This is a genomic window from Hydrogenophaga electricum, assembly GCF_030160815.1.
In the GTDB taxonomy this organism is placed as follows: domain Bacteria; phylum Pseudomonadota; class Gammaproteobacteria; order Burkholderiales; family Burkholderiaceae_C; genus Hydrogenophaga; species Hydrogenophaga electricum.
In genome coordinates, this window is sequence record NZ_BSPB01000023.1 from 29475 (window position 1) to 53244 (window position 23770).

At 65.2% G+C, this 23770-nt stretch carries 22 protein-coding genes; 16 read left to right on the plus strand and 6 right to left on the minus strand.

From position 1 onward, the window contains the following. Nucleotides 1-36 precede the first annotated feature (36 nt). A protein-coding gene (locus tag QQK43_RS14000) for an IS3 family transposase (RefSeq protein WP_284308264.1) occupies nucleotides 37-1259 on the minus strand; the annotation gives its coding sequence in 2 pieces (ribosomal slippage) (nucleotides 37-992 and nucleotides 992-1259; 1224 coding nt in all). A 456-nt stretch (nucleotides 1260-1715) separates the two neighbouring features. On the opposite strand from QQK43_RS14000, the gene QQK43_RS14005 reads away from it, so the two are divergent. The 5 genes from QQK43_RS14005 to QQK43_RS23665 all read left to right on the plus strand — a co-directional run bounded on the left by QQK43_RS14005 (nucleotide 1716) and on the right by QQK43_RS23665 (nucleotide 6319). Continuing rightward, nucleotides 1716-2804, plus strand: coding sequence for a hypothetical protein (locus QQK43_RS14005; protein WP_284308265.1), 1089 nt, complete (start codon nucleotides 1716-1718; stop codon nucleotides 2802-2804). Nucleotides 2805-2813: 9 nt separating this feature from the next. Continuing rightward, entirely contained in the window at nucleotides 2814-3365 is a 552-nt protein-coding gene (locus tag QQK43_RS14010; protein ID WP_284308266.1) for a DNA-binding protein, read from the plus strand. A gap of 117 nt (nucleotides 3366-3482) precedes the next feature. Then, complete coding sequence (locus tag QQK43_RS14015; protein WP_284308267.1) at nucleotides 3483-4598, plus strand: multiubiquitin domain-containing protein; 1116 nt, start codon at nucleotides 3483-3485, stop codon at nucleotides 4596-4598. Beyond that, a complete protein-coding gene (locus tag QQK43_RS14020; RefSeq protein WP_284308268.1) occupies nucleotides 4595-5980 on the plus strand; it encodes a ThiF family adenylyltransferase in 1386 nt (461 codons plus the stop codon). The genes QQK43_RS14015 and QQK43_RS14020 overlap by 4 nt, the downstream gene beginning before the upstream one ends. Before the next feature lie 15 nt (nucleotides 5981-5995). Next, complete coding sequence (locus QQK43_RS23665) at nucleotides 5996-6319, plus strand: ubiquitination-like system serine protease family protein (RefSeq protein WP_502260854.1); 324 nt, start codon at nucleotides 5996-5998, stop codon at nucleotides 6317-6319. Between the two features lie 491 nt (nucleotides 6320-6810). On the opposite strand, the gene gyrB is transcribed toward QQK43_RS23665, so the two are convergent. The 3 genes from gyrB to dnaA form a co-directional block, all read right to left on the minus strand. After that, on the minus strand, nucleotides 6811-9447 hold the full coding sequence (gene gyrB, locus QQK43_RS14030) for a DNA topoisomerase (ATP-hydrolyzing) subunit B (RefSeq protein ID WP_284308269.1): 2637 nt from the start codon (nucleotides 9445-9447) through the stop codon (nucleotides 6811-6813). 81 nt (nucleotides 9448-9528) lie between these two features. Then, nucleotides 9529-10635: a DNA polymerase III subunit beta gene (dnaN, locus tag QQK43_RS14035; RefSeq protein WP_284308270.1), complete on the minus strand. Its 1107-nt coding sequence runs from the start codon at nucleotides 10633-10635 to the stop codon at nucleotides 9529-9531. 101 nt (nucleotides 10636-10736) lie between these two features. After that, nucleotides 10737-12146, minus strand: a complete 1410-nt coding sequence (gene dnaA / locus QQK43_RS14040) for a chromosomal replication initiator protein DnaA (protein WP_370465277.1) — start codon at nucleotides 12144-12146, stop codon at nucleotides 10737-10739. 238 nt (nucleotides 12147-12384) lie between these two features. Here dnaA and rpmH point away from each other — a divergent pair, with 238 nt between their 5' ends. The 7 genes from rpmH (at nucleotide 12385) to QQK43_RS14075 (ending at nucleotide 17926) form a co-directional block, all read left to right on the plus strand. Then, nucleotides 12385-12519, plus strand: a complete 135-nt coding sequence (rpmH, locus tag QQK43_RS14045; RefSeq protein ID WP_234266602.1) for a 50S ribosomal protein L34 — start codon at nucleotides 12385-12387, stop codon at nucleotides 12517-12519. 85 nt (nucleotides 12520-12604) lie between these two features. Further along, nucleotides 12605-13024 (plus strand): ribonuclease P protein component, encoded by a 420-nt coding sequence (locus QQK43_RS14050; RefSeq protein ID WP_284308271.1) that lies wholly within the window; start codon nucleotides 12605-12607, stop codon nucleotides 13022-13024. Further along, nucleotides 13014-13304: a membrane protein insertion efficiency factor YidD gene (gene yidD / locus QQK43_RS14055; protein WP_234266604.1), complete on the plus strand. Its 291-nt coding sequence runs from the start codon at nucleotides 13014-13016 to the stop codon at nucleotides 13302-13304. Before QQK43_RS14050 ends, yidD begins: the two co-directional genes overlap by 11 nt. After that, a complete protein-coding gene (gene yidC / locus QQK43_RS14060; protein ID WP_284308272.1) occupies nucleotides 13301-14998 on the plus strand; it encodes a membrane protein insertase YidC in 1698 nt (565 codons plus the stop codon). Before yidD ends, yidC begins: the two co-directional genes overlap by 4 nt. A gap of 157 nt (nucleotides 14999-15155) precedes the next feature. Next, the gene (gene mnmE, locus QQK43_RS14065; RefSeq protein WP_284308273.1) at nucleotides 15156-16577 is read left to right on the plus strand and encodes a tRNA uridine-5-carboxymethylaminomethyl(34) synthesis GTPase MnmE; all 1422 of its coding nucleotides are present in this window, start codon (nucleotides 15156-15158) and stop codon (nucleotides 16575-16577) included. A gap of 103 nt (nucleotides 16578-16680) precedes the next feature. Next, complete coding sequence (locus QQK43_RS14070; protein ID WP_234266607.1) at nucleotides 16681-17172, plus strand: Crp/Fnr family transcriptional regulator; 492 nt, start codon at nucleotides 16681-16683, stop codon at nucleotides 17170-17172. 82 nt (nucleotides 17173-17254) lie between these two features. After that, nucleotides 17255-17926 carry a hypothetical protein gene (locus QQK43_RS14075; RefSeq protein WP_284308274.1) on the plus strand — a complete coding sequence of 224 codons (672 nt, stop codon included), beginning with the start codon at nucleotides 17255-17257 and terminating at the stop codon, nucleotides 17924-17926. A 32-nt stretch (nucleotides 17927-17958) separates the two neighbouring features. Here QQK43_RS14075 and QQK43_RS14080 read toward each other — a convergent pair whose 3' ends face one another. Then, complete coding sequence (locus tag QQK43_RS14080; RefSeq protein WP_234266609.1) at nucleotides 17959-18504, minus strand: adenine phosphoribosyltransferase; 546 nt, start codon at nucleotides 18502-18504, stop codon at nucleotides 17959-17961. 57 nt (nucleotides 18505-18561) lie between these two features. Continuing rightward, a complete protein-coding gene (locus QQK43_RS14085) occupies nucleotides 18562-20547 on the minus strand; it encodes a monovalent cation:proton antiporter family protein (protein ID WP_234266610.1) in 1986 nt (661 codons plus the stop codon). 61 nt (nucleotides 20548-20608) lie between these two features. On the opposite strand from QQK43_RS14085, the gene QQK43_RS14090 reads away from it, so the two are divergent. Genes QQK43_RS14090 through QQK43_RS14105 form a run of 4 tightly spaced genes read left to right on the plus strand, consistent with a single transcriptional unit; the run spans nucleotide 20609 to nucleotide 23661 of the window. Next, nucleotides 20609-21607, plus strand: coding sequence for a KpsF/GutQ family sugar-phosphate isomerase (locus QQK43_RS14090; protein ID WP_284308275.1), 999 nt, complete (start codon nucleotides 20609-20611; stop codon nucleotides 21605-21607). A gap of 38 nt (nucleotides 21608-21645) precedes the next feature. After that, the gene (locus tag QQK43_RS14095) at nucleotides 21646-22212 is read left to right on the plus strand and encodes a KdsC family phosphatase (RefSeq protein ID WP_284308276.1); all 567 of its coding nucleotides are present in this window, start codon (nucleotides 21646-21648) and stop codon (nucleotides 22210-22212) included. Beyond that, entirely contained in the window at nucleotides 22209-22868 is a 660-nt protein-coding gene (lptC, locus tag QQK43_RS14100; RefSeq protein WP_284308277.1) for an LPS export ABC transporter periplasmic protein LptC, read from the plus strand. The genes QQK43_RS14095 and lptC overlap by 4 nt, the downstream gene beginning before the upstream one ends. Then, a complete protein-coding gene (locus tag QQK43_RS14105; RefSeq protein ID WP_284308278.1) occupies nucleotides 22843-23661 on the plus strand; it encodes an SDR family oxidoreductase in 819 nt (272 codons plus the stop codon). Before lptC ends, QQK43_RS14105 begins: the two co-directional genes overlap by 26 nt. The last annotated feature ends 109 nt before the right edge of the window (nucleotides 23662-23770 follow it).

The window sequence follows — 23770 nt, forward strand, 5'->3', positions numbered from 1 at the left end:
TTGACCCAGTTCCGTGGACGGGTATTGGTTTGATTCTCAAACCGTTTCGGATGTTGTCTCGGCATGCACGACGGCATCGTCGACAACATCAAACAGGGCCTGCTTGCTCCTTTCAAAGTTCAGCGGTGAGAGATAGCCCAGGCCGCTGTGGCGGCGCCTGGGGTTGTACCAGCCTTCAATCCAGGTGAAGACCGCCATGCGGGCCTGAGCCTTGCTCTGGAAGGTGTTGCGCTCGATGAGTTCGCCTTCCAGGCTGGCGAAGAAGCTCTCGGCCATGGCGTTGTCGTAGGCATCGCCCACCGTCCCCATCGAAGGGCGCACGCTCATCTGTCTGCAACGCTCCCCAAAGGCCAGGCTGGTGTACTGGCTGCCCTGGTCCGAATGGTGGATGACGCCTTTGGGTCTGCGCTGCTCCAGTGCCATGTCCAAGGCCGCCAGCACCAGGTCGGCGGTCATGCGCTCACCCATGGCCCAGCCCACAACGCGGCGACTCCAGACATCGATGACCACAGCCAGATAAAGGAAGCCCATCCAGGTCGGCACATAGGTCATGTCGGCCACCCACAGTTGATTCGGGCCACTGGCATGGAAACGGCGGTTGACCAAGTCATTGGCCGGTGCCTGACGCTTGTCGCGCTGGGTGGTCACGGTGCACCCTCGTCGCTTGCTGATGCCGTGGATACCAGCTCGCCGCATGAGACGCGCCACACGTTGGCGGCTGATGCGCTCGCCTTGCTCAATGAGTTCAAAGCGCACACGCGGCATTCCGTAGGACTCGTAGGAGTCCTGGTGAATCTGGCGGATGCGCTCGGTCATCACGGCATTGGCGATGCTGCGTTGCGAGGGAGCTCGTTCACGCCAGGCATAGAAACCGCTGGCAGAGACGCCAAGCACGCGGCACATGGTGCGCACGGGGAGGTCGGCCTGGTTTGCCATCACGAGTCCGAAGACTTCGTTGAAGTCGCATCGCTGCGACCGGCAAACCAGGCCGTAGCCTTTGCCAAGATGTCGCGCTCCATCTGAACCTGGCGCAACTGCCGGCGTAAGCGCACCAGCTCTTCCCGTTCGGCGGTGGTCAGGCCTTCCTTGCCAGGCAAAGGCTTGCCGTCATCGATGGCCGCCTGGCCAACCCAGTTGGTGATGGACTGCGCGGTGACACCGAACTCACGCGAGAGCTCTGCTGGTGAGCGACCGGCTCGAACGAGCTCGACCATCTGCTGACGGAATTCCGCCGGGTAAGGCGGGCGTACTTTGGACATTTGAGACTCCTTGAACACAAAGAATGATGTGTCCACGGAATCGGGTCAACTCCAACTCCAAACTGAGCCTTGGTTGTAATCTCGACATATGAAAAATCTGCTGTTTGCCGTGATTTCAGAAGAGCTGTCAGTCCGGGGCCTGCTGGTAGATCGCCATGAGCGGACCTAGTCACTAGATGCGGTGATGGCCTGATGGGTCTCCACACCAGTGAACAGCTCCACCTTTCACCTTGATATGGGTCCTCACAGGGCTGCACTCGTGAGTTGTTACCGGCGGCGATTCAACAGGTTGAGGGTCGGCTGCCTGCGAATGGCAGTCGGGCAGCGTAAGGAGCCAGTGTCTGCCGACGGGTCAACTCAAGGTGAGCACCATCGAACTGACGTTCAGTCTCTATGGCAGCGCATGTGCGAGCGGCGGCAATGCGGTGATCAGCTGCACGCATATGATCTGAACTGATGCAGAAGAGGATCATTGCCTTTCTAGAAAAATCTCCGCGCACCAAAGCCAGGGCGATCGCAGCCGAGCTTGGGCTGGATCGCGGCGAGGTGAATCGGTTCCTCCACGAGAACACCGACAAGTTTGCACAGGACGACGAGTACCAGTGGTCGCTGGTGGCGCCGTCCTGCAGAATCGAGTTCCCGGGTGATGGGTGGCTGACGGCCTGGCAATTCGAGAGCGCTTTGATCGATCGCGCCCCGCTGACATCTGCGTACCGGGAAGTCGTCTTCGCGCTTCGACATGGTGGGAAGCCGATGCTGGACTTCATTGCCAGACTGCTCGCCTTCTGCAATCAACTCGTGATCGCAGGAAAGACGGTGACGCTGGACTTCGGTGACTCCATCAGTACGCTGACCTACCTGAATCGGGTCGGCTTCTTTGACGTGCTTGACGGCTCGATTTCCGTTCTGCCTGAACGTCCGAGCGGCGACCTCGCACGGGAATTCCAGGGCAATAACCAGGGCGTGATCGAGTTCCGCCTGATCGATCCTGACAATCCGGACGAGAACATCCCAAAGCTCCTCAGGAACAGCTTTGTGGCTTGTGCTGACAAGAGCTACTCACAGGCCGCTTTCACGATCTTGGCCGAGTTGTTTGACAACGTCCGGGATCACTCCGCTACGGGCTCTCCCGGCTTCGCCTGCCTTCAGTTCTACCCTAAGGGCCGCAAGATCCAGGCCGTCATATCGGACAATGGCCTCGGCATCGTCGGAACGCTTGCACCGGTTGTGCCTGTGAAGTATCCCGAGGTGGCGCGCGCCATGGCCTCGGCGCCGCATCCTGGGGTTGCTCTGTTGAAAGAGGTGTTCAGCAAAGGCATGCTGAGCCAGAAGGACGATGACGGACGAGGCATCGGTCTGAAGCGTTCTGGAGACTTCGCGAAGAAGTTCAAAGCGAGGATTTCTGTACGGCAAAGCGACTTCGAACTGCGCATTCATCATGACGATGGTGCGGTCGACTTCAAGCACCGTGGGAACCTCGCCCTCTTGCAAGGAACTCACATCTGCTTCGAATTCAAACTTGACTCGAACGTCAAGTCTGCTTAAATTAATACGATGAACCAGAACTGTGTCGTCGCGAAACTGCTCGATTTCACTACCAACGCGAACCCGTACGGCAACGTTGAAGGCAAGGCGGTTTTTCGCAAGCTCGTTGACTTTGTAGACGCGAATCCCCAAGCGACAGTGATCGGGATTTCGCTCGCCGGCATCGAGTCGACGGACGCGTCGTTCCCACGAGAAAGCGTTGTGGCTCTCGCCAAGCACTTTCGTGGCGAGAAGGGCGTCTTCTTGACGGACCTGCATGACCGCGACCTGATCGACAACTGGACCTATGCCGCGAGGGCGAAGGATCAGCCGATGGTGATTTGGAACGACGACTCGTTCGAAATCATCGGGCCAGAGCTGAACAGCTCCACGCGCACCCTGGTTGAGTACGTTCTGGACAAGCGCTCGGTCCTGGCATCTCAAGCAGCGACCGACCTCGGCTTGTCGGTGCCGAACGCCAGCACGCGCCTCAAGGGACTGGTCGCCGCAGGGTACTTCTTGCGGGCTGAAGAAGCCGCGGGCTCAGGCGGTATCGAGTTCAAGTACCGCGCAATCCGCTGATCTGGTTAAACAGCTTGCGTTAAGCAGAAATTCTGTGATATGCTGAGAGCACTCGGCGGCTGGTAAAGCTGCAAGAGCACTTAAACAGCTTAATTTAACCAGATGAAAAGGTTCGCCATGAGCACCCTGTCTACCTCTCCCGAAACTCTGAACATCCCAAGCCAGCAGCACCAAGCGCACGTCGTGCGCGAAGACGCTGACGGCTTGGAATCGTTCACCTACCCATACCGGCCCACGGGCGCGGACATCCTCCGTTCCGCGGGACGCCCCGTGGACGCCGACCAGGTCGTCATGCAGATCCTGCGCGGCGGCGGCTTGGAAGATGTGCGACTGGACGAGGCGGCCGACCTCGCGCTGGGCGACAAGTTCGTCTTCGGTTTGGGCGACCGCCTGTTCCGGTACATGCTCAACGGCAAGCAGTGCATCTGGCCGCAACGGTACATCTCGGCACATCTGATCCTGGACTTGGCGGGCGTCGACCATGACCACTCGGTCAAGCTGATTCGAGATGGAGCGGAAGTCTTTCTGGCGCCCACGGAAGTCGTCGATCTGTCCCAGCCCGGCTTGGAGCACTTGAAGACCGTCAAGCACGAATGGATCCTGATCGTTGGCGGCGTGCCGCTCACGTACACGACGCCGTTGGTGAAGGTCGAGGAAGCGCTGCAGCGGGCCAAGTTCGACACCACCAAGGCGTGGAACATCTACTTGATCGTTCGTGGGCAGGAAAAGCAGGAGGTCCAGCTGAGTTTCATCGTCGACCTGCGAACGCCTGGCATCGAGAAGATCCGCGTCACGCCGAAGAACGTCGGCAACGGTGACGCCCAAGCCACAGCAGTGCGACGCGACTTCGCACTCTTGCCCGACGACGTCGAGTATCTGGACAAGAAGGACCTGCGGTGGGAGACGGTACTCGACATCGAGCGCCGCTGGTTGCTGATCCACGACTTCGCGCTACCCGAGGGATACATGCCCGCCAGGACGCTGCTGGCACTGGACATCCCCAAGGACTACCCCGCAGCGCAAATCGACATGTTTTATTTCGCGCCCGCCGCGGCGCTGGTCAGTGGCCGCGAGATCCCGAGGGTTCAAATCACGGTGGTAATCCACGGCACCACCTTTCAAGGCTGGTCGCGACACCGGAACGAGCCGCACCTGTGGGATCCATCCACAGACTGCGTGCGAACTCACATGGCGCTGGTGGAGTCATGCCTCGCGAAGGAGCTGGAGCAATGATCCCGCGCATAACATTGAGCTTGATGGCTCGGGATCATGGTCGCCTGCAGGCCCATCTTTTCCCCAGCGACGGCAAGGAAGCGGCCGCAGTTCTGGTGTGCACCCGAGTACCGGGGCAGCGGGTCAGGCTGTTGGTGCGCGACGTCTTTCCGGTCCCCCATGATGAATGCGCCGAACGCTCCGACCTCAAGCTGACCTGGCCCGGCGCTTACCTAGAAAAGGCGATCGACGTGGCCCAGGCCGGCTCGGACTGCATCGTCCTGATGCATTCGCACCCGAGCGGCTTTGCGGCGTTCTCACAGGCGGACGATGACAGCGATCAGGTGGTCATGCCTTGCCTGCACGACGCCGTCGCTGCTCCGTGGCATGGCTCCGCCGTGATGGTCCCCTCCGGCAGCATCTTTGCCAGGTTGTACAGCGGCGAGATGGCTGAGCAACCGGTCGATCTAGTCTCGGTCGCAGGGGATGACCTTCAATATTGGTGGCGCGACGACCTCAGCGACACGGCCGCCCGGCCGATGGCGTTCACGTCTGACATGACCTGCGAGCTCAGCAGGCTCACGGCAGTGGCTATCGGCTCTTCTGGAACGGGATCGCCCACAATCGACCAACTGAGCCGTCTCGGCTTCGGTAAGGTGCTCACCATCGACCATGACCTCGTCGAAGACCGCAACCTGAACCGGATTCTGAACGCCACGATGGCCGATGCAGTTGCGAAGCGACCCAAGGTCAGTGTGATGGCTGAGCGGCTCAACCCAATCCGATCTGCCCCGTTCCTCGAGGGCATCGACGCCAACGTGATGTCCCGCAGGGCGGTACTGGAGGCGGCGCGGGCTGACGTGATCTTCTGCTGCGTCGATTCGCTTCGCGCGCGCATGGTGGCGGATCGCCTGTCCGCGGCATTCCTGTTGCCTTTGTTCGACGTTGGGGTCCTCATCCCGACCCGCGGACAAGGTGCCGACCTGGCTATCGCCGAGGTGACGGGACGGCTCGACTACGTCTATCCGGGTGGCAGCACCCTGGGCGATCGTGGCGTCTACACCCCCGCATCGCTGCAGGCCGAGTACTTGGGCGAAGCCGACCCTGCCGCCCACGCAGCGCAGCGTCGAGCGGGATACATCCAAGACCACCCGGAAGAGGCCCCCTCCGTGATCGCTCTCAACATGCGGGCAGCAAGCGCCTGCGTCATGGAGTTCATCGCGCGCGCCTACCCCTTCCGGCACAGCCACAACGCGAACTACGCGCGTACGCGCTTCATGCTTGCCGAGTGCGTCGAAGAACACACGAAAGAGTCGGCGTTCACTTCCAGGCATTCCGCGCTGCTGGCCATGGGCAGCAAGGAACCGCTTCTCGGCCTTCCAGTGCTGGGCGAGGAGGGCTAGCCCATGTTCGGCCTCATGTCGAAGTGGAGAGCGATTGTCGAGCTGCTCGCTCCCGCTCGGAAGGTCGTGCGGATCGAAGCTGACGCTCCTCCCGAGCACATGCCGGCTCGCCATCTCGTCTTGCTAACTGAAGGGTCGGAGGAGTGGTCGGTCGTGATGCTGTGTCCTTGCGGATGCGGCGACAACGTCGAACTTCCCTTGTTCGCCGAGGCCCGACCACGTTGGCATCTGCGAACAGACGCACGTGGTCGAGCGACTCTTCACCCCTCGATCTGGCGCAAGGATGGGTGCAGGTCGCACTTCTTTGTACGCGCTGGTAGGGTTTCTTGGGTCAATTGAGTGAGGGCATTGTCGATGCTAAGCACTTGGTCAACATGCCTTCGCTGCACGCGGTCAAAGCGGTTCAAGGCAGCAGGAGCGTCGACTGGCCAGTTCGGACGCTGCAAAGACAGCGGAGTTGTACGGCTAACCATTCACGAAACCGGAGCGGTCATCGAAGGAGCAGGTCCGCGCACGACTGCTTTCGGCCAGAGCAGCCTCTCAGATGCCGAGACCGAGCGGCAGCACCCAGTCTTTCACTGTCAGCCATTCGGCGGTTCAAAGGGCCAGTAGCAGCACCTTTGCAACGACAGATCTGGTAACGAAGAGGGCCAAGAAGGGCGCTTGTGGATCTGCAGGTCCATCAAGGCCACCCCAATAGGATTTTCCGTGGTCCAGTTTGTGCCGGCTCTTGAGGAGCCTGCGAGACGCTGCCGGGTTTTTGCAATAAGTCTGTCAGTAGTTTTTCACTAACTTGGCAAAGTTTTCACTTTCTCTGTCACCCGACATCTTCAAACGTCGATGTTGCCCGCCCGCAACGCGTTGGTCTCGATAAAGTCCCGCCGCGGCTCCACCTCGTCCCCCATCAGCATCGTGAACACGCGGTCCGCCTCGATCGCGTCGTCGATCTGCACGCGCAGCAGGCGGCGGACCTGCGGGTCCATGGTGGTTTCCCACAGCTGTTCTGGGTTCATTTCGCCCAGGCCCTTGTAGCGCTGGCGGGCGGTGGTGCGTTCGGCTTCGCCGATCAGCCATTGCATGGCCTGGCGGAAGTCGTTCACCTTTTCTTCCTTCTGCTTGTCGCCTTCGCCGCGCTGCACCTTGGCGCCATCGCCCAGCAGGCCGCGGAAGGTATCGGCTGCGGTGGCCAGGGCAGCGTAGTCGGCACCGTGCACGAAGTCCTGCGTGAGGATGCTGCTCTTGATGTTGCCGTGGTGGCGGCGGCTGATGCGCAGGATGGGTTTGTCGCTGCGCACGTCGAATTCGCCGGCCACTTCGGGCGGTACGCCGGTGGTGCTCAGTTCGGCCAGTTTGGCCTGCATGGCGGCAGCGCTGGCTTCGGCTTCTTCCACCGTGTCGAGCTTGACGACCACACCATCGGCAATCGCGCGCAGGGCCTCGGCATCCATGAAGTTGGAGAGGCGGTCGATCACGCGTTCGGCGGCCTGGTGCTTGCGCGCCAGTTCGGCCAGCGTGTCGCCGTCGAGCGTGGTGCTGGTGGCGCCCCCGGTCTGCACCTTGGCGCCGTTCAGGGCGATGCGCAGCAGGAACTGGTCCAGCGCGGGCGCGTCCTTAAGGTACAGCTCTTCCTTGCCGTTCTTGACCTTGTACAGCGGCGGTTGCGCGATGTAGATGTGGCCGCGTTCGACCAGCTCGGGCATCTGGCGGTAGAAGAAGGTCAGCAGCAGGGTGCGGATGTGCGCGCCGTCGACGTCGGCATCGGTCATGATGATGATGCGGTGGTAGCGCAGCTTGGCGACGTCGAAGTCGTCCTTGCCTTCACCGCTACCGTGGCCGCCTTCGCCACCGCCGGCCTTGCCGATGCCGGTGCCCAGCGCGGTGATGAGGGTGAGGATTTCGTTGGACGACAGCAGTTTCTCGTAGCGTGCTTTTTCCACGTTCAGGATCTTGCCGCGCAGCGGCAGGATCGCCTGGAACTTGCGGTCGCGGCCCTGCTTGGCGGAGCCTCCGGCGGAGTCGCCCTCCACGATGTAGATCTCGCACAGCGCCGGGTCTTTTTCCTGGCAGTCGGCCAGTTTGCCAGGCAGGCCCATGCCGTCGAGCACGCCCTTGCGGCGTGTCATCTCGCGCGCCTTGCGCGCGGCTTCGCGGGCGCGGGCGGCCTCCACGATCTTGCCGCAGATGATCTTGGCGTCGTTCGGCTTTTCCTGCAGGTAGTCGGTCAGCAGGCGGGCCACCACGTCTTCCACCGGGCCGCGCACTTCGGAGCTGACCAGCTTGTCCTTGGTCTGGCTGGAGAACTTGGGCTCCGGTACCTTGACCGACAGCACGCAGCACAGGCCTTCGCGCATGTCGTCGCCGCTCACTTCGACCTTGGCCTTCTTGGCGAAGTCGTTTTCTTCGATGTACTTGTTGATGACGCGGGTCATCGCGGCGCGCAGGCCGGTCAGGTGGGTGCCGCCGTCGCGCTGCGGGATGTTGTTGGTGAAGCAGAGCACCTGCTCGTTGTAGCCGCTGTTCCACTGCATGGCCACCTCGACACCGATGTTGGTGCCCTGGTCGCTGGTGCGGTCGCCCAGCGCGTGGAAGCAGTTGGGGTGAAGCACCTGCTTGCCCTTGTTGATGAACTCCACGAAGCCCTTGACGCCACCGGCGCCGGAGAAGTCGTCTTCCTTGCCGCTGCGCTCGTCCTTGAGGCGGATGCGCACGCCGTTGTTCAGGAACGAGAGTTCGCGCAGGCGTTTGGCCAGGATCTCGTAGTGAAAGTCGTTGTTCTCTTTGAAGATCTCGGTGTCGGGCAGGAAGTGCACCTCGGTGCCGCGCTTCTCGGTCTGGCCCACCACCTTCATCGGCGAGACTTCGACACCGTCCTTCATCTCGACGATGCGGTTCTGCACAAAGCCGCGCGCGAACTCGATCTGGTGCACCTGGCCTTCGCGGCGCACCGTCAGGCGCAGCCACACGGACAGCGCGTTCACGCAGGACACGCCCACGCCGTGCAGGCCACCCGAGACCTTGTAGCTGTTCTGGTTGAACTTGCCGCCCGCGTGCAACTCGGTCAGCGCGATTTCAGCGGCCGAGCGCTTGGGCTCGTGCTTGTCGTCCATCTTGACGCCGGTCGGGATGCCGCGGCCATTGTCGGTGACGCTGATCGAGTTGTCGGTGTGTATGGTGACGACGATGTCGTCGCAGTGGCCGGCCAGCGCCTCGTCGATGGAGTTGTCCACCACCTCGAACACCAGGTGGTGCAGGCCGGTGCCGTCAGACGTGTCGCCGATGTACATGCCCGGGCGCTTGCGCACGGCTTCCAGGCCTTCCAGGATCTGGATCGCGCCTTCGCCATAACCCTCGCTGGCGCCGGCCTGGTGGGCGTCGATCTTGGGCTGGAAATTGGAGCTGTCGGCGCCGGCTTCACCGGTGTGGACGGCATCGTTTCCGGAATCGGCGGGCTTGTTGGCTTCGGACATGGTGAATTTCTCTGACTTCTAGAAACGCCAAACCCGCTGGTCAGCGGGTTGGCATGCAAGGTGACTGCGGTGGTGAACGCGTCAAATGCGCATTGGCATCACGACGTACTTGAACGCGTTGTCGTCGGGGTTGGTCACCAGCGCGGAGCTGTTGCCGTCCTGCAGTTCGATGCGGACCATTTCCTGGCCCATGTTCTGCAGCGCGTCGATCAGGTAGGTGACGTTGAAGCCGATTTCGATGGCGTCGCCACCGTAGTCGATGTCGAGTTCGTCCACCGCTTCTTCCTGCTCGGCGTTGCTCGACGCCACGCGCAGCGTGCCGGGCTCGACGTTCAGACGCACGCCCTTGAATTTTTCGCTCGTCATGATGGCGGTTCGCTGCAGGCTGGCCAGCAGCGGCTGGCGGCCCAGCGTGACGATGTTCTTGTGGTTCTTGGGAATGACGCGGTTGTAGTCGGGGAACTTGCCCTCGACCAGCTTGGTGACGAACTCCATGCCGTCGAAGCTGAACTTGGCCTGGTTGGCGGCGAACTGCAGTTCGATGGCGCCGTCCTTGTCGGACAGCAGGCGCTGCAGCTCCAGCACCGTCTTGCGCGGCAGGATCACTTCCTGCTTGGGCACTTCCACTTCCAGTTCGGCGCTGGCGAAGGCCAGGCGGTGGCCGTCGGTGGCCACCAGGCTGAGCTTCTTGCCTTCGGCCACGAACAGGATGCCGTTGAGGTAGTAGCGGATGTCGTGCACCGCCATCGCGAACGAGACCTGGCTCAGCAGGCTCTTGAGCGCCTTCTGCGGCACGCTGAAGGCGGGGCCGAAGCTGGCCGACTCCTGCACCAGCGGGAAATCCTCGGCCGGCAGGCTCTGCAGCGTGAAGCGGCTCTTGCCGCCCTTGAGCACCAGTTTGCCGCCGGTGTTCTCCAGGCTCACGGTCTGGTCGGCGGGCATGGTGCGCAGGATGTCGATCAGCTTGCGCGCGCCCAGCGTGGTGGCGAAGCTGCCGTCGTCACCGCCGAGCTCGGCGGTGGTGCGGATCTGGATTTCCAGGTCGCTGGTGGTCAGCTGCAGGGCCGGGCCGGTCTTGCGCAGCAGCACGTTGGCCAGGATCGGCAGGGTGTGGCGGCGTTCGACGATGCCCGCCACGGACTGCAGGGCGGCCAAAACCTTGTCCTGGGTCGACTTGAAAACGATCATGTTGCTCTTTCGCTCTGGGACCAATACCGAATCACGCTATTTTCACCATTTTGCATGGCCGTTCCCGGAGGGCGCCGCCGCGCCGTTCCGGGGCCGGGAAATCAGCCCTTGAGCGTCTGCTCCAGCACATGCAACTGCTGGTTCAGTTCGCTGACCTTCTGCCGTTCCGCCGCGATCTTGCGCACCGCGTGCAGCACGGTGGTGTGGTCGCGGCCGCCGAACAGTTCGCCGATCTCGGGCAGGCTTTTCTGGGTGAGTTCCTTGGCGAGGAACATGGCAATCTGGCGCGGGCGGGCAATGCTGGCCGGCCGCTTCTTGGAATACATGTCGGCGACCTTGATCTTGTAGTAATCGGCCACCGTCTTCTGGATGTTCTCGACGCTGATCTGCCGGTTCTGGATCGACAGCAGGTCCTTGAGCGCGTCGCGGGCGAGCTGGATCGACACGTCCTTCTGGTTGAAGCGCGAGTAGGCCAGGATCTTGCGCAGCGCGCCTTCGAGCTCGCGCACGTTGGAGCGCACATTCTTGGCCACGAAGAACGCGACTTCCTCAGGCATTTCGGCGCCCTCGGCGGCGGCCTTGTTGATCAGGATGGCCACGCGCATTTCCAGCTCGGGCGGCTCGATGGCCACCGCCAGCCCCGAATCGAAGCGCGACACGAGGCGTTCGTGGATGTCGGTCAGACCCTTGGGGTAGGTGTCCGAGGTCATCACGATGTGGCTCTTCTTGGCCAGCAGCGCTTCGAAGGCGTTGAAAAATTCCTCCTGCGTGCGCTCCTTGCCGGCGATGAACTGCACGTCATCGATCAGCAGCAGGTCCAGCGAGTGGTAGCGCTGCTTGAACTCGTCAAACGTCTTGCGCTGGTACGACTTGACCACATCCGTCACGAACTGCTCGGCGTGGATGTACAGAACCTTGGCCTGCGGCTTGTCGGCCAGCATCTGGTTGCCGATGGCGTGGACCAGGTGGGTCTTGCCCAGGCCCACGCCGCCGTAGATGAACAGCGGGTTGTACAGCTGGCCCGGCGAGCCGGCCACGTGCATCGCGGCCGCGCGGGCCATGCGGTTGGCCGAGCCTTCCACCAGCGTGGTGAAGGTCAGCTGTGGGTTCAGGCGCGAGCGGTTGGGCGCCGGCACTGCGGCTTCCACCGGTGTCGCCACGTCGGGCAGTTCGGACAGCACCTGGTCTTGCATCGTGCGCGGAGCAGGGCTTGTACGGACGGGGGCTTCACGCGGAGCGAGTGCCAACTCCAGAACAACGGGGCGGCCCTGTACGGCCTCCAGCAAGGCCGTGATGCGGGCTGCGTACTGGGCGCGGACCCAGTCCATCTTGAAGCGGTTGGCGACTTGCAGCGTCAGCTTGCCGCCGTCGTCCGACACCTGCGCGGCGAGTGGGCGGATCCAGGTGTTGAACTGCTGCTGCGGGATTTCCTGTGCCAGAAGGTCGACACAGGCTTGCCACAGCGAAGGGGCTTCGCTGTCGGTGGTCATGGGGGAGAGGCCCTCGATCATGCAAACGGGAGAAAAACGCGCTCTTGTGGACAAATGGCTCGGGGCGGGTCCGGGATTGTACGTTGCCAAGGGGACTTATCCACACCGTGCGGCCGATGTGGAGAACCCCTCCGTGCCCGGGTCGGAAACCCCGTTGAGCGGGGGTGACTTGCCGGAACACCCCATTTCTGGCGATAATTGCGGGTTTTCCTCTAACTTGAGACGCCCTGGCACTGCCCGGGCCTGCACTGCCATGGCAATGAAACGTACTTACCAGCCGTCGAAGACCAAGCGCGCCCGCACCCACGGGTTCCTGGTGCGCATGAAGACCCGCGGTGGCCGCGCGGTCATCAACGCTCGCCGCGCCAAGGGCCGCAAGCGCCTGGCCGTCTGAGGTCAGGACCGAGGCCAGAAAGGTGCCGGACCCGCATGACTGCTGGGCCGGTGCTCTGCACGCGGGTGCTTCGGCCGGTGGACTGATGCAGCGCATTCGGTCGAAGCCGCAGTTCCAGGCCACACTGGCAGGCCCTCCGGTGGCCAAAACGCCCCACTTTGCCTTGCACCGCGCGGCCCTCGACGGCCAGCGGGATGGTCGGCTGCTGTTTCCGGCAGCCGACACCTGGTTGGGGGTGATGCTGCCCAAGCGCTGGGCGCGCCGCGCGGTGACGCGCAACGCCATCCGCCGCCAGATCTACGAAGTGGCTCGACACACTGCCGGCCTGCCGCAGGCCGCGCTGGTGGTGCGTCTGCGCGCCACGTTCAGCCGCGACCAGTTCGTCAGCGCCTCGTCGGATCTGCTCAAGCGTGCGGTGCGCGCCGAGTTGCAGCAACTGCTGGGTCGTGTCGCGCGCCCGGCCGTTCCTGCGCCGACCGCGCCCGAGGTGCCCCATGCTGGCTGATTGGCCCCGCCGCGCGCTGGTTGGGCTGGTCAAGGCCTATCGCTTGCTTCTGAGCCCCTGGATCGGCAATGATTGCCGGTTCGAACCCACCTGTTCGGTGTACGCCATCGGCGCTCTGGAGCGCCATGGGGCCCTGGCGGGTACCTACCTGATGCTGCGACGCATCGGCCGCTGCCATCCCTGGTGCGATGGTGGCCACGATCCGGTGCCGGAGCGTCCGCCCCGCCTGTTCAGCCGCCTGGTGGCGGCTTCTCCTGAAGAAAAGAAGATCCCGTCATGAACGACATCCGCCGTTCCATCCTCTGGGTGGTCTTTGGTTTCTCGATGGTCCTGATCTGGGACAAGTGGCAGATCCACAACGGGCGGCAGCCGACCTTCTTCCCTTCGGCGTCCGTGTCGGCGCCCAAGGATGCGGGGGCCGCACCGGCCGCTGCCGCCGCCGATGCCAGCCTGCCGGCGGCCAGCGGTGCTGCCGGCGTGGGCACGTCGGCCCAGGCGCCAGCCGACGCACCGGCGCCGGTGACGGTCAGCCACGAGGTCAGCACCGATGTGTTCAAGCTCACCTTCAACAGCGAAGGTGGCTCGCTCGTCGGCGCCACCCTGCTCAAGCACGCCAGCGGCCAACTGGGCACCGCGCCCTTCCAGTTGCTGACCCAGGACGCCAACCACACGTATGTGGCGCAGAGTGGCCTGATCGGCGGCGCGTTCCCCAACCACAAGACGCCGATGACCCTGGTGCCGGGGCCGATCACGCTGGCCGATGGCCAGGACACGCTGACCGTGAAGTTCGAGTCGGCCGAGGTGGGGGGCGTCAAGCTGGTCAAGACCTACACCCTGCGGCGCGGCAGCTACGAAATCGGCGTGAGCCACGAGGTGATCAACGCTGGCGCCGCAGCGGTCACGCCGCAGCTGTACGTGCAGCTCGTTCGCGACGGGCGCAAGGCCGAAAGCGAAACCCCCTTCTATTCCACCTTCACCGGGCCGGCGGTTTACACCGACACCCAGAAGTACCAGAAGGTCGAGTTCAAGAAGATCGATGACAACAAGGCCGATTTCGAAAAGAGCGCCACCAGTGGCTATGTCGCCATGGTGCAGCATTACTTCGCCTCAGCCTGGCTGCTGGGCAATGGGGTGGCGCGCGAAAACTTCGTGCGCAAGGTGGACAACAGCCTTTACGCGGTCGGTGCCATCACCACGCTGGCGGCGGTCGAACCGGGTCAGAGCCTGAAGCTGGACGCCGGGCTGTTCGTCGGCCCCCAGGAAGAAAAGGTGCTGGAGAAGATCGCGCCCGGCCTCGAACTGGTCAAGGACTACGGCTGGCTGACCATCCTGGCCAAGCCGCTGTACTGGCTGCTGGAGAAGATCCACGGCTTCGTGGGCAACTGGGGCTGGTCCATCGTGCTGCTGGTGGTGCTGATCAAGGCCGCCTTCTACTGGCTCAATGCCAGCGCCTACCGCTCCATGGCCAAGATGAAGGCGATCAACCCCCGCATCATGGAAATGCGTGAGCGCCTGAAGAACAACCCGCAGGCCATGCAGCAGGAAATGATGAAGATGTACCGGGAGGAAAAGGTCAACCCGCTGGGTGGCTGCTTCCCGATCCTGATCCAGATCCCCGTGTTCATTGCCCTGTACTGGGTGCTGCTGTCGTCGGTGGAAATGCGCAACGCGCCCTGGATCGGCTGGATCACCGACCTCTCGACCAAGGACCCGTTCTTCGTGCTGCCGGTGGTGATGGCCATCACCACCCTGGTGCAGACCGCGCTGAATCCGCTGCCGCCGGACCCGATGCAGGCCAAGCTGATGTGGCTGATGCCGCTGGTGTTCTCGGTGATGTTCTTCTTCTTCCCGGCCGGCCTGGTGCTGTACTGGATCACGAACAACATCCTGACCATCACACAGCAGGCCTACATCAACAACAAGCTGGGCGTGCCGCTGAAGATCACCAACCCGTTCGAGCTGTTCAAGAAATAACCCCCTGCGCCGCTGTCGCGGCGTCCCCTCAGGGGGCCGATGCTGGCGGCCCGGCCAAGCCGGTTCCGCGGCATCCTGGACAGGGACACTTCGCTCGGCTGGGCCTGCTTTGGCAGGCCCTTGCTGTTTCTGAAACCCTCTGCCGCAGAATCCGACCATGCTTGCCGCCTCGCGCGATCCCATCGTTGCCATCGCCACCGCACCCGGGCGTGGGGCGGTGGGTATCGTGCGGGTGTCGGGCCAGGGGCTGATGGCTTTTGTGCGGGCGCTGATCGGGCGCGCACCCCGGGCGCGCGAAGCGACCTACCTGCCGTTCCCCGATGCGGCGGGCCAGCCCATCGACCATGGCCTCGCCCTCTGGTTTCCCGGGCCGCACTCCTACACCGGCGAAGACGTGCTGGAACTGCAGGGCCACGGCGGGCCGGTGGTGCTGCAACTGCTGCTGGCGCGTTGCCTGCAGGTGGCGCAGAGCCTCGGCGCCGATGGCCAGCCGCTGCTGCGTGGCCTGCGCCCGGCGCGGGCGGGCGAGTTCACCGAACGCGCTTTTCTCAACGACAAGCTCGACCTGGCCCAGGCCGAGGCCGTGGCCGACCTCATCGACGCCAGCACCGAAGCGGCGGCCCGCAGCGCAAGCCGTTCGCTGGCGGGGGTGTTTTCCGAACGCATCCACACGCTGCGCGACGCGCTCATCCACCTGCGCATGCTGGTGGAGGCGACGCTGGATTTTCCCGAAGAGGAAATCGATTTTCTGCAAAAGGCCGACGCGGCGGGCCAGCTCGGACGCCTGCGCACACAGCTGGCGGCGGTGCTGAACGAGGCGCGCCAGGGCGCGCTGTTGCGCGACGGGCTTCAGGTGGTGATTGCCGGGCAACCCAACGCGGGCAAGAGCTCGCTGCTCAATGCGCTGGCGGGTGCCGAGCTGGCCATCGTCACGCCCATCGCGGGCACTACCCGCGACGTGGTGCAGCAGACCATCCAGATCGAAGGCGTGCCCTTGCACGTGATCGATACCGCCGGCCTGCGCGACAGTCCGGAGGTGGACGAGGTCGAGCGCATCGGCATCGCGCGCGCCTGGGACCAGATCGGCCAGGCCGACGCGGTGCTGTTCCTGCACGATCTCAGCCGCTGCGACCAGCCGGCCTACCAGGCTGCCGACGCCGGCATCGCGGCCGGGCTGCCCGCAAACGTGACGGTGCTGCACGTCTGGAACAAACTCGACCAGTGCGCGCCCGGTGCCCGGCCGCTGCTGGCGCAGGCAGGTGCCGATGGCGGGCTGGCGCTTTCGGCGAAGCAGGGCGAAGGCCTGGAAGCCTTGCGCCAGCGCCTGCTGCAACTGGCTGGCTGGCAGCACGCGGGCGATGGCCTGTTCATGGCGCGCGAGCGCCACCTGCAGGCACTGCATCGGGTGCGCGCCCACCTCGACGCGGCCAGTGACTGGCTGGCGGCGCAGGCCGAACACCTCGATCTGCTGGCCGAAGAGCTGCGCCTGGCCCAGCAGGCGCTGGGCGAGATCACCGGCGAGTTCAGCGCAGACGACCTGCTGGGTGAGATTTTTTCGCGCTTCTGCATCGGCAAGTGACCGTGCCCGCATGCCGTGCTGCGGTGTGCCGCCGGGAGCGCAGGTGTAAGCGGCGGTAAGGACCTCTTGCACCGGTGGGTCTGTCGGCCTTACCGTGTGGCGCATGAACACCCTGTTGCGCCCCGCAGCGCGCGCCGACATCCTGGCACTGGCTCAGGCCGTGCGCAGCAGCGGCGCGCTCGATGCCTTGCCCCTGAACCTGTCCGAGGTGCAGTGGCTGACTTTGGGCGACTACGTGCAGTCCATGGGCCTGGAGGGCGGGCAGGTGCTGATCGAGCAGGGCGTCAAGGAGCGCACGGTGTATTTCGTCGAAAGTGGCAGCCTCACCGTGCACTACGAAGACCACCGCGAGCGCGTGCGCATGGCCATTGTGGGCGCAGGTTCGGTACTGGGGGAGGGGGCGTTTTTCAGCCACCTGCCCCGCTCGGCCACGGTGAATGCGAGTGTCCCCTGTCGGCTCTGGTGCCTGACGCCGCTGCGCTTTCGCGAACTGGGCACGCGCCACCCGGAGATCGCGCTGGATCTGTCCATGGCCATGTCGGCCGTGCTTGCGCGGCGCCTGTACAACCGCCCCAAACGCGTCGCGGTGACCTGAGGTCGAATTGTCGGGCCGAGCGGTTCAATGGGGCGCGGCATCTGCCGATATAAGACGAAAAACCTCGTTGGCGCACCCCATCATGTTTCTGCTCAACTGGCTCCAAGCCAAAAAACCCGCCGCCGCTGTCCGCAAAGGCGGCCGTCTGCGGGGACGCAAAGGCGTCAATGACACCACGCTGCCCTTGGTCTCTCCCCGCCGGGGCCGCCGCATCCTGCGCCGTGAGCAGCTGTTTTCGGTGGTGCGCGAGTCCATGATCCGGGGGGGCGTGCTGTCTTCGAGCTATGAATTCAAGGTGCTCACGCTGGACGCGAACGGTGACGGTTTCATCGTGCTGGTCGACCTTGCCCTGCCGGCCGAGGCCATGCCTGACGAGTACCTGCTGGAGATCGAGCGCTGGATCACGCTGAGCGCCGAATCCCGCCACGGCATGGGCGTCCGCGGGGTCTACTGGCGCCGCAAGCCGGCACACGACCAGCAGGGCATGGCTTTGCGTGCGGCGGTGGTGGCGCAGGCTCGACGCGAGGTCATCGCCCACCACGAAACGGCGATTCCGCTGCCGCAACTCGAACACCCGGCGGGCCGTGTGCAGCCGGTGGGCAGCGACGAGGTGACGGCGTTCCGCCAGGCGCTGCAGAGTGCAGGCCCGGTCCTGCGCACCAAGGGCGCTGGCGAGTCCGATCTGCCCCCGCACCCGCCCGAATCGCACAGCGACTTCACGGCGCTGAGCGAAACCCAGTACGGCAAGCTCTAGGGGGCCGGTCGCCGCCGGCTCTGTGCCCGTTCTCAGTGGCCGGCGAAATCCACCAGGGTGAACAGCGGCAGGCCCGACGCCAGCAGCTTCTGCGAACCGCCGAGTTCGGGCAGGTCGACGATGGCGGCGCCTTCCATCACGTGGGCGCCCAGTTTTTCCAGCAGCCGCCGGCCGGCCATCATGGTGCCGCCGGTGGCGATCAGGTCGTCGATCAGCACCACGCGGTCACCCGGTTGCACGGCATCGGTGTGCAGTTCCACGGTGGCGCTGCCGTATTCCAGTTCGTAGGTTTCTTCGACCGTGGTGAACGGCAGCTTGCCCTTCTTGCGGATGGGCACGAAGCCCACGCCGAGTTCGTAGGCAAGCACGGAGCCGATGATGAAACCGCGGGCATCCAGGCCGGCCACCACGCTGGGGCGGAATTCGGGCGCCATGTAGCGGTGCACGAAGGCGTCGATCAGCACGCGAAAAACCTGGGGGTTCTGCAGCAGGGGGGTGATGTCGCGGAACTGCACGCCCGGCGCGGGCCAGTCGGGCACGGTGCGGATGTGGGCGCGGAGGAAGGCGGTGGTGTCCATGGGCGGATTATCCGCTGAGGGCACCGTCCGGGGCTGTGGGCGGCAGCGGGGCGATGCTCACCCGGCCAGCAGCTTGTCTTCGGCCAGCGCCAGCGCCGGTGCCCGGCCGCTGAGCACGAGGGTGTCGCCGCTTTCCAGCACCGCGTCGGCGTGTGCGCCCACGGTGCGGCCATTGGCCCGGCGCAGACCGGCCACGCGCACGCCCAGGGCTTCCAGGGCCAGCCCGGCCAGGGGTTTGCCGGCATGGCGGCTGGCCATGGGCAGCGTGATCGAGGCCAGGCGCTCCTGGTCGGCGTCGTCCGGCGTGTCGTCGTCGGCGCCATGGAAGTAGCCACGCAGCAGGTTGTAGCGGGCATCGCGCTGGTCCTGCACCACCCGGATCACGCGCCGCATCGGCACGCCGACCAGCGCCAGCGCATGGCTGGCCAGCATGAGACTGGCTTCGATGGCTTCGGGCACCACTTCGGCGGCACCGGCTTCGGTGAGGCGAGCATGGTCCCGGTCGTCGACCGTGCGCACCACCACCGGCACCTGGGGCGCGTGCTCCTGGGTGTGGTGCAGCACCTTGAGCGCGCTGGGCGTGTCGAGGTAGGTGATGGCGACCGCGCTGGCGCGGTGCAGGCCGGCAGCCATCAGCGCTTGCAGCCGGGCGGCATCGCCGAACACGACCGAATGGCCTGCCGCGGCCGCCTGACGCACGCGGTCGGGGTCGAGGTCCAGAGCCATGTAGGGAATGCGTTCGGCCTCCAGCAGCCGGGCCAGGTTCTGGCCGCAGCGCCCGTAGCCGCAGATGATCACGTGTTGGTCGGCATTGATCGCCTGCCGGGCGATGCGGGTCATCTGTACCGACTGCATGAGCCAGTCGCTGCCGGCCAGGCGGGTCACCACGGCGTTGGCGTACAGGATGACAAATGGCGTGGTCAGCATCGACAGCACCATCGAGGCCAGGATGGGGTTGAACAGCGCTGGCGGCACCAACTGGTGGCGGCCCGCCAGCGACAGCAGCACGAGGCCGAATTCGCCGGCCTGGCACAGGTACAGACCGGTGCGCAGCGCGACGCCCGCCGGCGCGCCGAAGGCGCGGGTGAGGCCGGCGATCACCGCCACCTTGAAGCCCATCGAGAGCGCCAGCAGCACCAGCACCAGGGGCCAGCGTTCGAGCACCAGGCGCCAGTCGAGCATCATGCCGATGGTGATGAAGAACAGGCCCAGCAGCACGTCGTGGAAGGGGCGGATGTCGGTCTCCACCTGGTGCTTGTATTCGGTCTCGGAAATCAGCATGCCCGCCACGAACGCACCCAGCGCCAGCGACAGGCCCGCGTGCTCGGTCAGCCACGCCAGGCCCAGCGTGATCAGCAGCAGGTTGAGCATGAACAGCTCGTCGCTCTTGCGCCTGGCCACGAGCGTGAGCCACCAGCGCATCACACGCTGGCCACCGGTGAGCAGCACGGTCAGCAGCACCGTGGCCTTGAGCAGGGCCAGGCCGAGGGCGCGCAGCAGGTCGTCCGGGTCGGAGCCCAGGGCGGGAATCAGCACCAGCAGGGGCACCACCGCCAGATCCTGGAACAGCAGGATGCCCATCACCCGCTTGCCGTGTTCGGTGTCGAGTTCCAGCCGCTCGGCCATGAGCTTGACCACGATGGCGGTGCTGCTCATGGCCATGATGCCGCCCAGCGCGAGCGCCATCTGCCACGACAGCTTCCACCAGTGTGGCAGCAGCAGACCCAGGGTGAGCGAGCCGGCGGTGGTGATCAGCACGGTGAACACCACCTGCGACAGGCCCAGGCCGAACACCAGGCGCTTCATGGCCCGGAGCTTGGGCAGCGAAAACTCCAGCCCAATGACAAACATCAGGAACACCACGCCGAACTCCGCCAGATGCCGGATCCCGGCCGACTGCTGGGCCAGCGCCAGCGCATGGGGGCCGATCAGCACCCCCACGGTCAGGTAGCCGAGCATGGGCGGGAGCTTGAGCGAACGGCAGGCCACCACGCCCAGCACCGCGGCCAGCAGGTACAGAAGCGTGAGGTCCAACGAATTCATGCCGCCGATTATGGGGCGCCAGGGTTCCCCGCCGGCGCGCGCCGGACGGGATAATCCCAGCATGCATTCACCCATTCCTTTCGATCCGGCGCGGGCGCTGGAGATGGCCCGCGAGACCCTGGTCATGGAAGCCGAGGCCGTGCAGGCGCTGGCCGGCCGGCTCGACGACCGCTTCGTGCGGGCGGTGGGCCTGCTCATGGCCTGCACCGGCCGGGCGGTGGTCACGGGCATGGGCAAAAGCGGGCATGTCGGGCGCAAGATTGCGGCCACGCTGGCGTCCACCGGCACGCCGGCCATGTTTGTGCACCCGGCCGAAGCCAGCCATGGCGACCTGGGCATGATCACCGCAGCCGACGTGGTGCTCGCCATCAGCAACAGTGGCGACAGCGATGAACTCACCGCCATCCTGCCGCTGATCAAACGCATGGGCGTGCCATTGATCGCTTTCACCGGGCGCACCGCCTCGACGCTGGGGCGGCACGCGGACGTCGTGCTCGACACCTCCGTGGCCCGGGAAGCCTGCCCGCACAACCTGGCGCCGACCACCAGCACCACGGCCCAGCTCGCCCTGGGCGACGCGCTGGCCGTGGCGCTGCTCGACGCACGGGGCTTTCGTGCCGAGGACTTTGCGCGCTCGCACCCCGGCGGCGCGCTGGGCCGCAAGCTGCTCACCCTGGTCAGCGACATCATGCGCACTGGCGAACACCTGCCCCAGGTGTCGCCCGACACGCCGCTGATGGCCCTCATGCGCGAGATCAGTGTCAAAGGTCTGGGCATGAGTGCCGTTGTCGACGCCGATGGCCGCGTGCAGGGCATCTTCACCGACGGCGATCTGCGCCGTCTGATCGAAAAGACCGGCCACAGCACCGACCTGCGCGCGCTGACGGCGCGGGACGTGATGCGTCCGGACCCCCGCACTGTGCGGGCCGATGCGCTGGCGGTGGAGGCGGCCGACCTCATGGAGGCGCACCGCATCACCAGCGTGCTGGTGGTGGACGGCGCCGGCCGGCTGATCGGCGCCCTCAACAGCAACGACCTCATGCGGGCCAAGGTGATCTGAGGCGGCGACGGCCGCCGCACTCGCGTTAGCATTGCCGGATGTCTGTGCCCTTGCCGTCCTTGCGCCCCACGCTGAACTTCCCGCCTGAACTGCTGTTGCGTGCGCAGCCGGTGAGGGTGGTGTTCTTCGACGTGGACGGCGTGCTCACCGACGGCGGCCTCTATTTCAGCGAAGCGGGCGAAACCCTCAAACGCTTCCACACCCTCGACGGCCACGGCATCAAATTGCTGCAGCGCGCCGGGATCACGCCAGCCGTGGTCAGCGGGCGCGACTCGCCAGCGCTGCGCGCGCGGCTGACCGCCCTGGGTGTGACCCACACCCGCGTCGGCACTGAAGACAAACGCCCGGCGGCCGAGGCCATCCTGGCCGAGCTGGGGCTGGACTGGTCGCAGGCGGCGGCCATGGGGGACGACTGGCCCGACCTGCCGGTGCTGCGGCGGGCCGCTCTGGCCTGCTGCCCGCCCACCGCCCATGCCGAGGTGCAGGCCGTGGCCCAGTTCGTGACCCGCAGCCTGCCGGGGGCCGGCGCAGCGCGTGAACTGTGCGACCTGCTGCTGGTGGCCCAGGGCGTATACGCCCGCGAACTGGAAAGCGCCTCGCAATGAGCACCCCGAACCTGCCCCTGCCCTCGCACGACGGCGCTCCTCTGCTGCGCCGCCTGCCGTTTCTTGTCTGGGACAAGCTCTCGCTCTACATTCCGGCGCTGCTGATGCTGTTGCTGGCGCTGGCCTCGTTCCTGCTGCTGCAGGCCACGCCCGAGCCTGTGGCGCCACCGGCCCCGCGCGCGATCAGCAGCGAGCCCGACAACTTCATGCAGGGGTTTTCGGTCCGCAACTTCAACGCCGACGGCTCGCTGCGTTCCGAGGTGTTCGGTACCGAGGCCCGGCACCACCCCGACACCGGCAACACCGTGATCGACCAGGCCCGCATCCGGGCCTTCAACGAGCGTCGCCAGTTGACGACCGCCACCGCCCAGCAGATCACCGCCAACGCGGCCGGCGACGTCTTCATCCTCGAAAAGGACGCCGTGGTGGTGCGTCAGGCGGGTCGCGCCGACGACGGTTCGGTGATCCCGCGCATGGAGTTTCATGGCGACTACCTGCGCGTGACCCTCAAGCCCGATCACCTCTCGTCGGACCGCCCCGTGCTGCTCATCCGGGGGCAGGACCAACTGGTTTCGCAGCGTCTGGACTTCGACGGTGACCAGCGCGTGGCCGACATGGAAGGGGCCGTGCGTGTCCAGTTCGCTCCCCGGCCCTGACGCCCAGCCACCGCTGGTGTTCATCACCGGTGCCTCCAGCGGCATCGGCCAGGCCCTGGCAGCGCGCTACGCCCGTGCGGGCTGGCGCCTGGCGCTGGTCGCGCGCCGGGCCGACGACATGGCCGCCTGGGCGGCCCGACAAGGCCTGGACGCCACCCGCTGCCGGGTCTACCCGGCGGACGTGGCCGACACCGCCAGCATCGTCGCGGCCGGCCGGGCCTGTCTGGCGCACCAGGGCGTGCCCGAGGTGGTGATCGCCAATGCCGGCATCAGCGTCGGCATGGACACGGCGATCGCTGAAGACCTGGCGGTGATGGAACGCACCCTGGCGGTCAACAACCTGGGCATGGCGGCCACATTTCATCCTTTCGTCGCCCCTATGCGCGAACGGGGCCGCGGCCGCCTCGTCGGCATCGCCAGCGTGGCGGCCATCCGGGGACTGCCCGGGCACGGAGCCTATTGCGCGAGCAAGGCGGCGGTCGTGGCTTATTGCGAAAGCCTGCGCGGGGAGCTGCGGGGGACCGGTGTGGCGGTGGTGACGCTGCTGCCGGGGTATGTCGACACGCCGCTGACCCGCGAGAACCGCTATCCCATGCCGTTTCTGATGACGGCCGATGCCTTCGCCGAACGCGCCATGACCGCGATTGCGGCGGGCGCCAGCTACCGCGTCATTCCCTGGCAGATGGGGGTGGTGGCCAAGCTGCTGAGGGGCTTGCCCAATGCGGTGTTCGACCGCCTGCTGGCCGGCCGGCCCCGCAAACACCGGGCCGGACAGGGCCAGACCCCGGGCTGAACCGCCAGCGCCAGCAACCGCGCCCAACAAAAAAGCCCCCGGGCATGCCTGGGGGCTTCGCGAGGCGATCCGGCGCGGTGCGCCGGATCAGACTCTGGAGGGGTGGGGC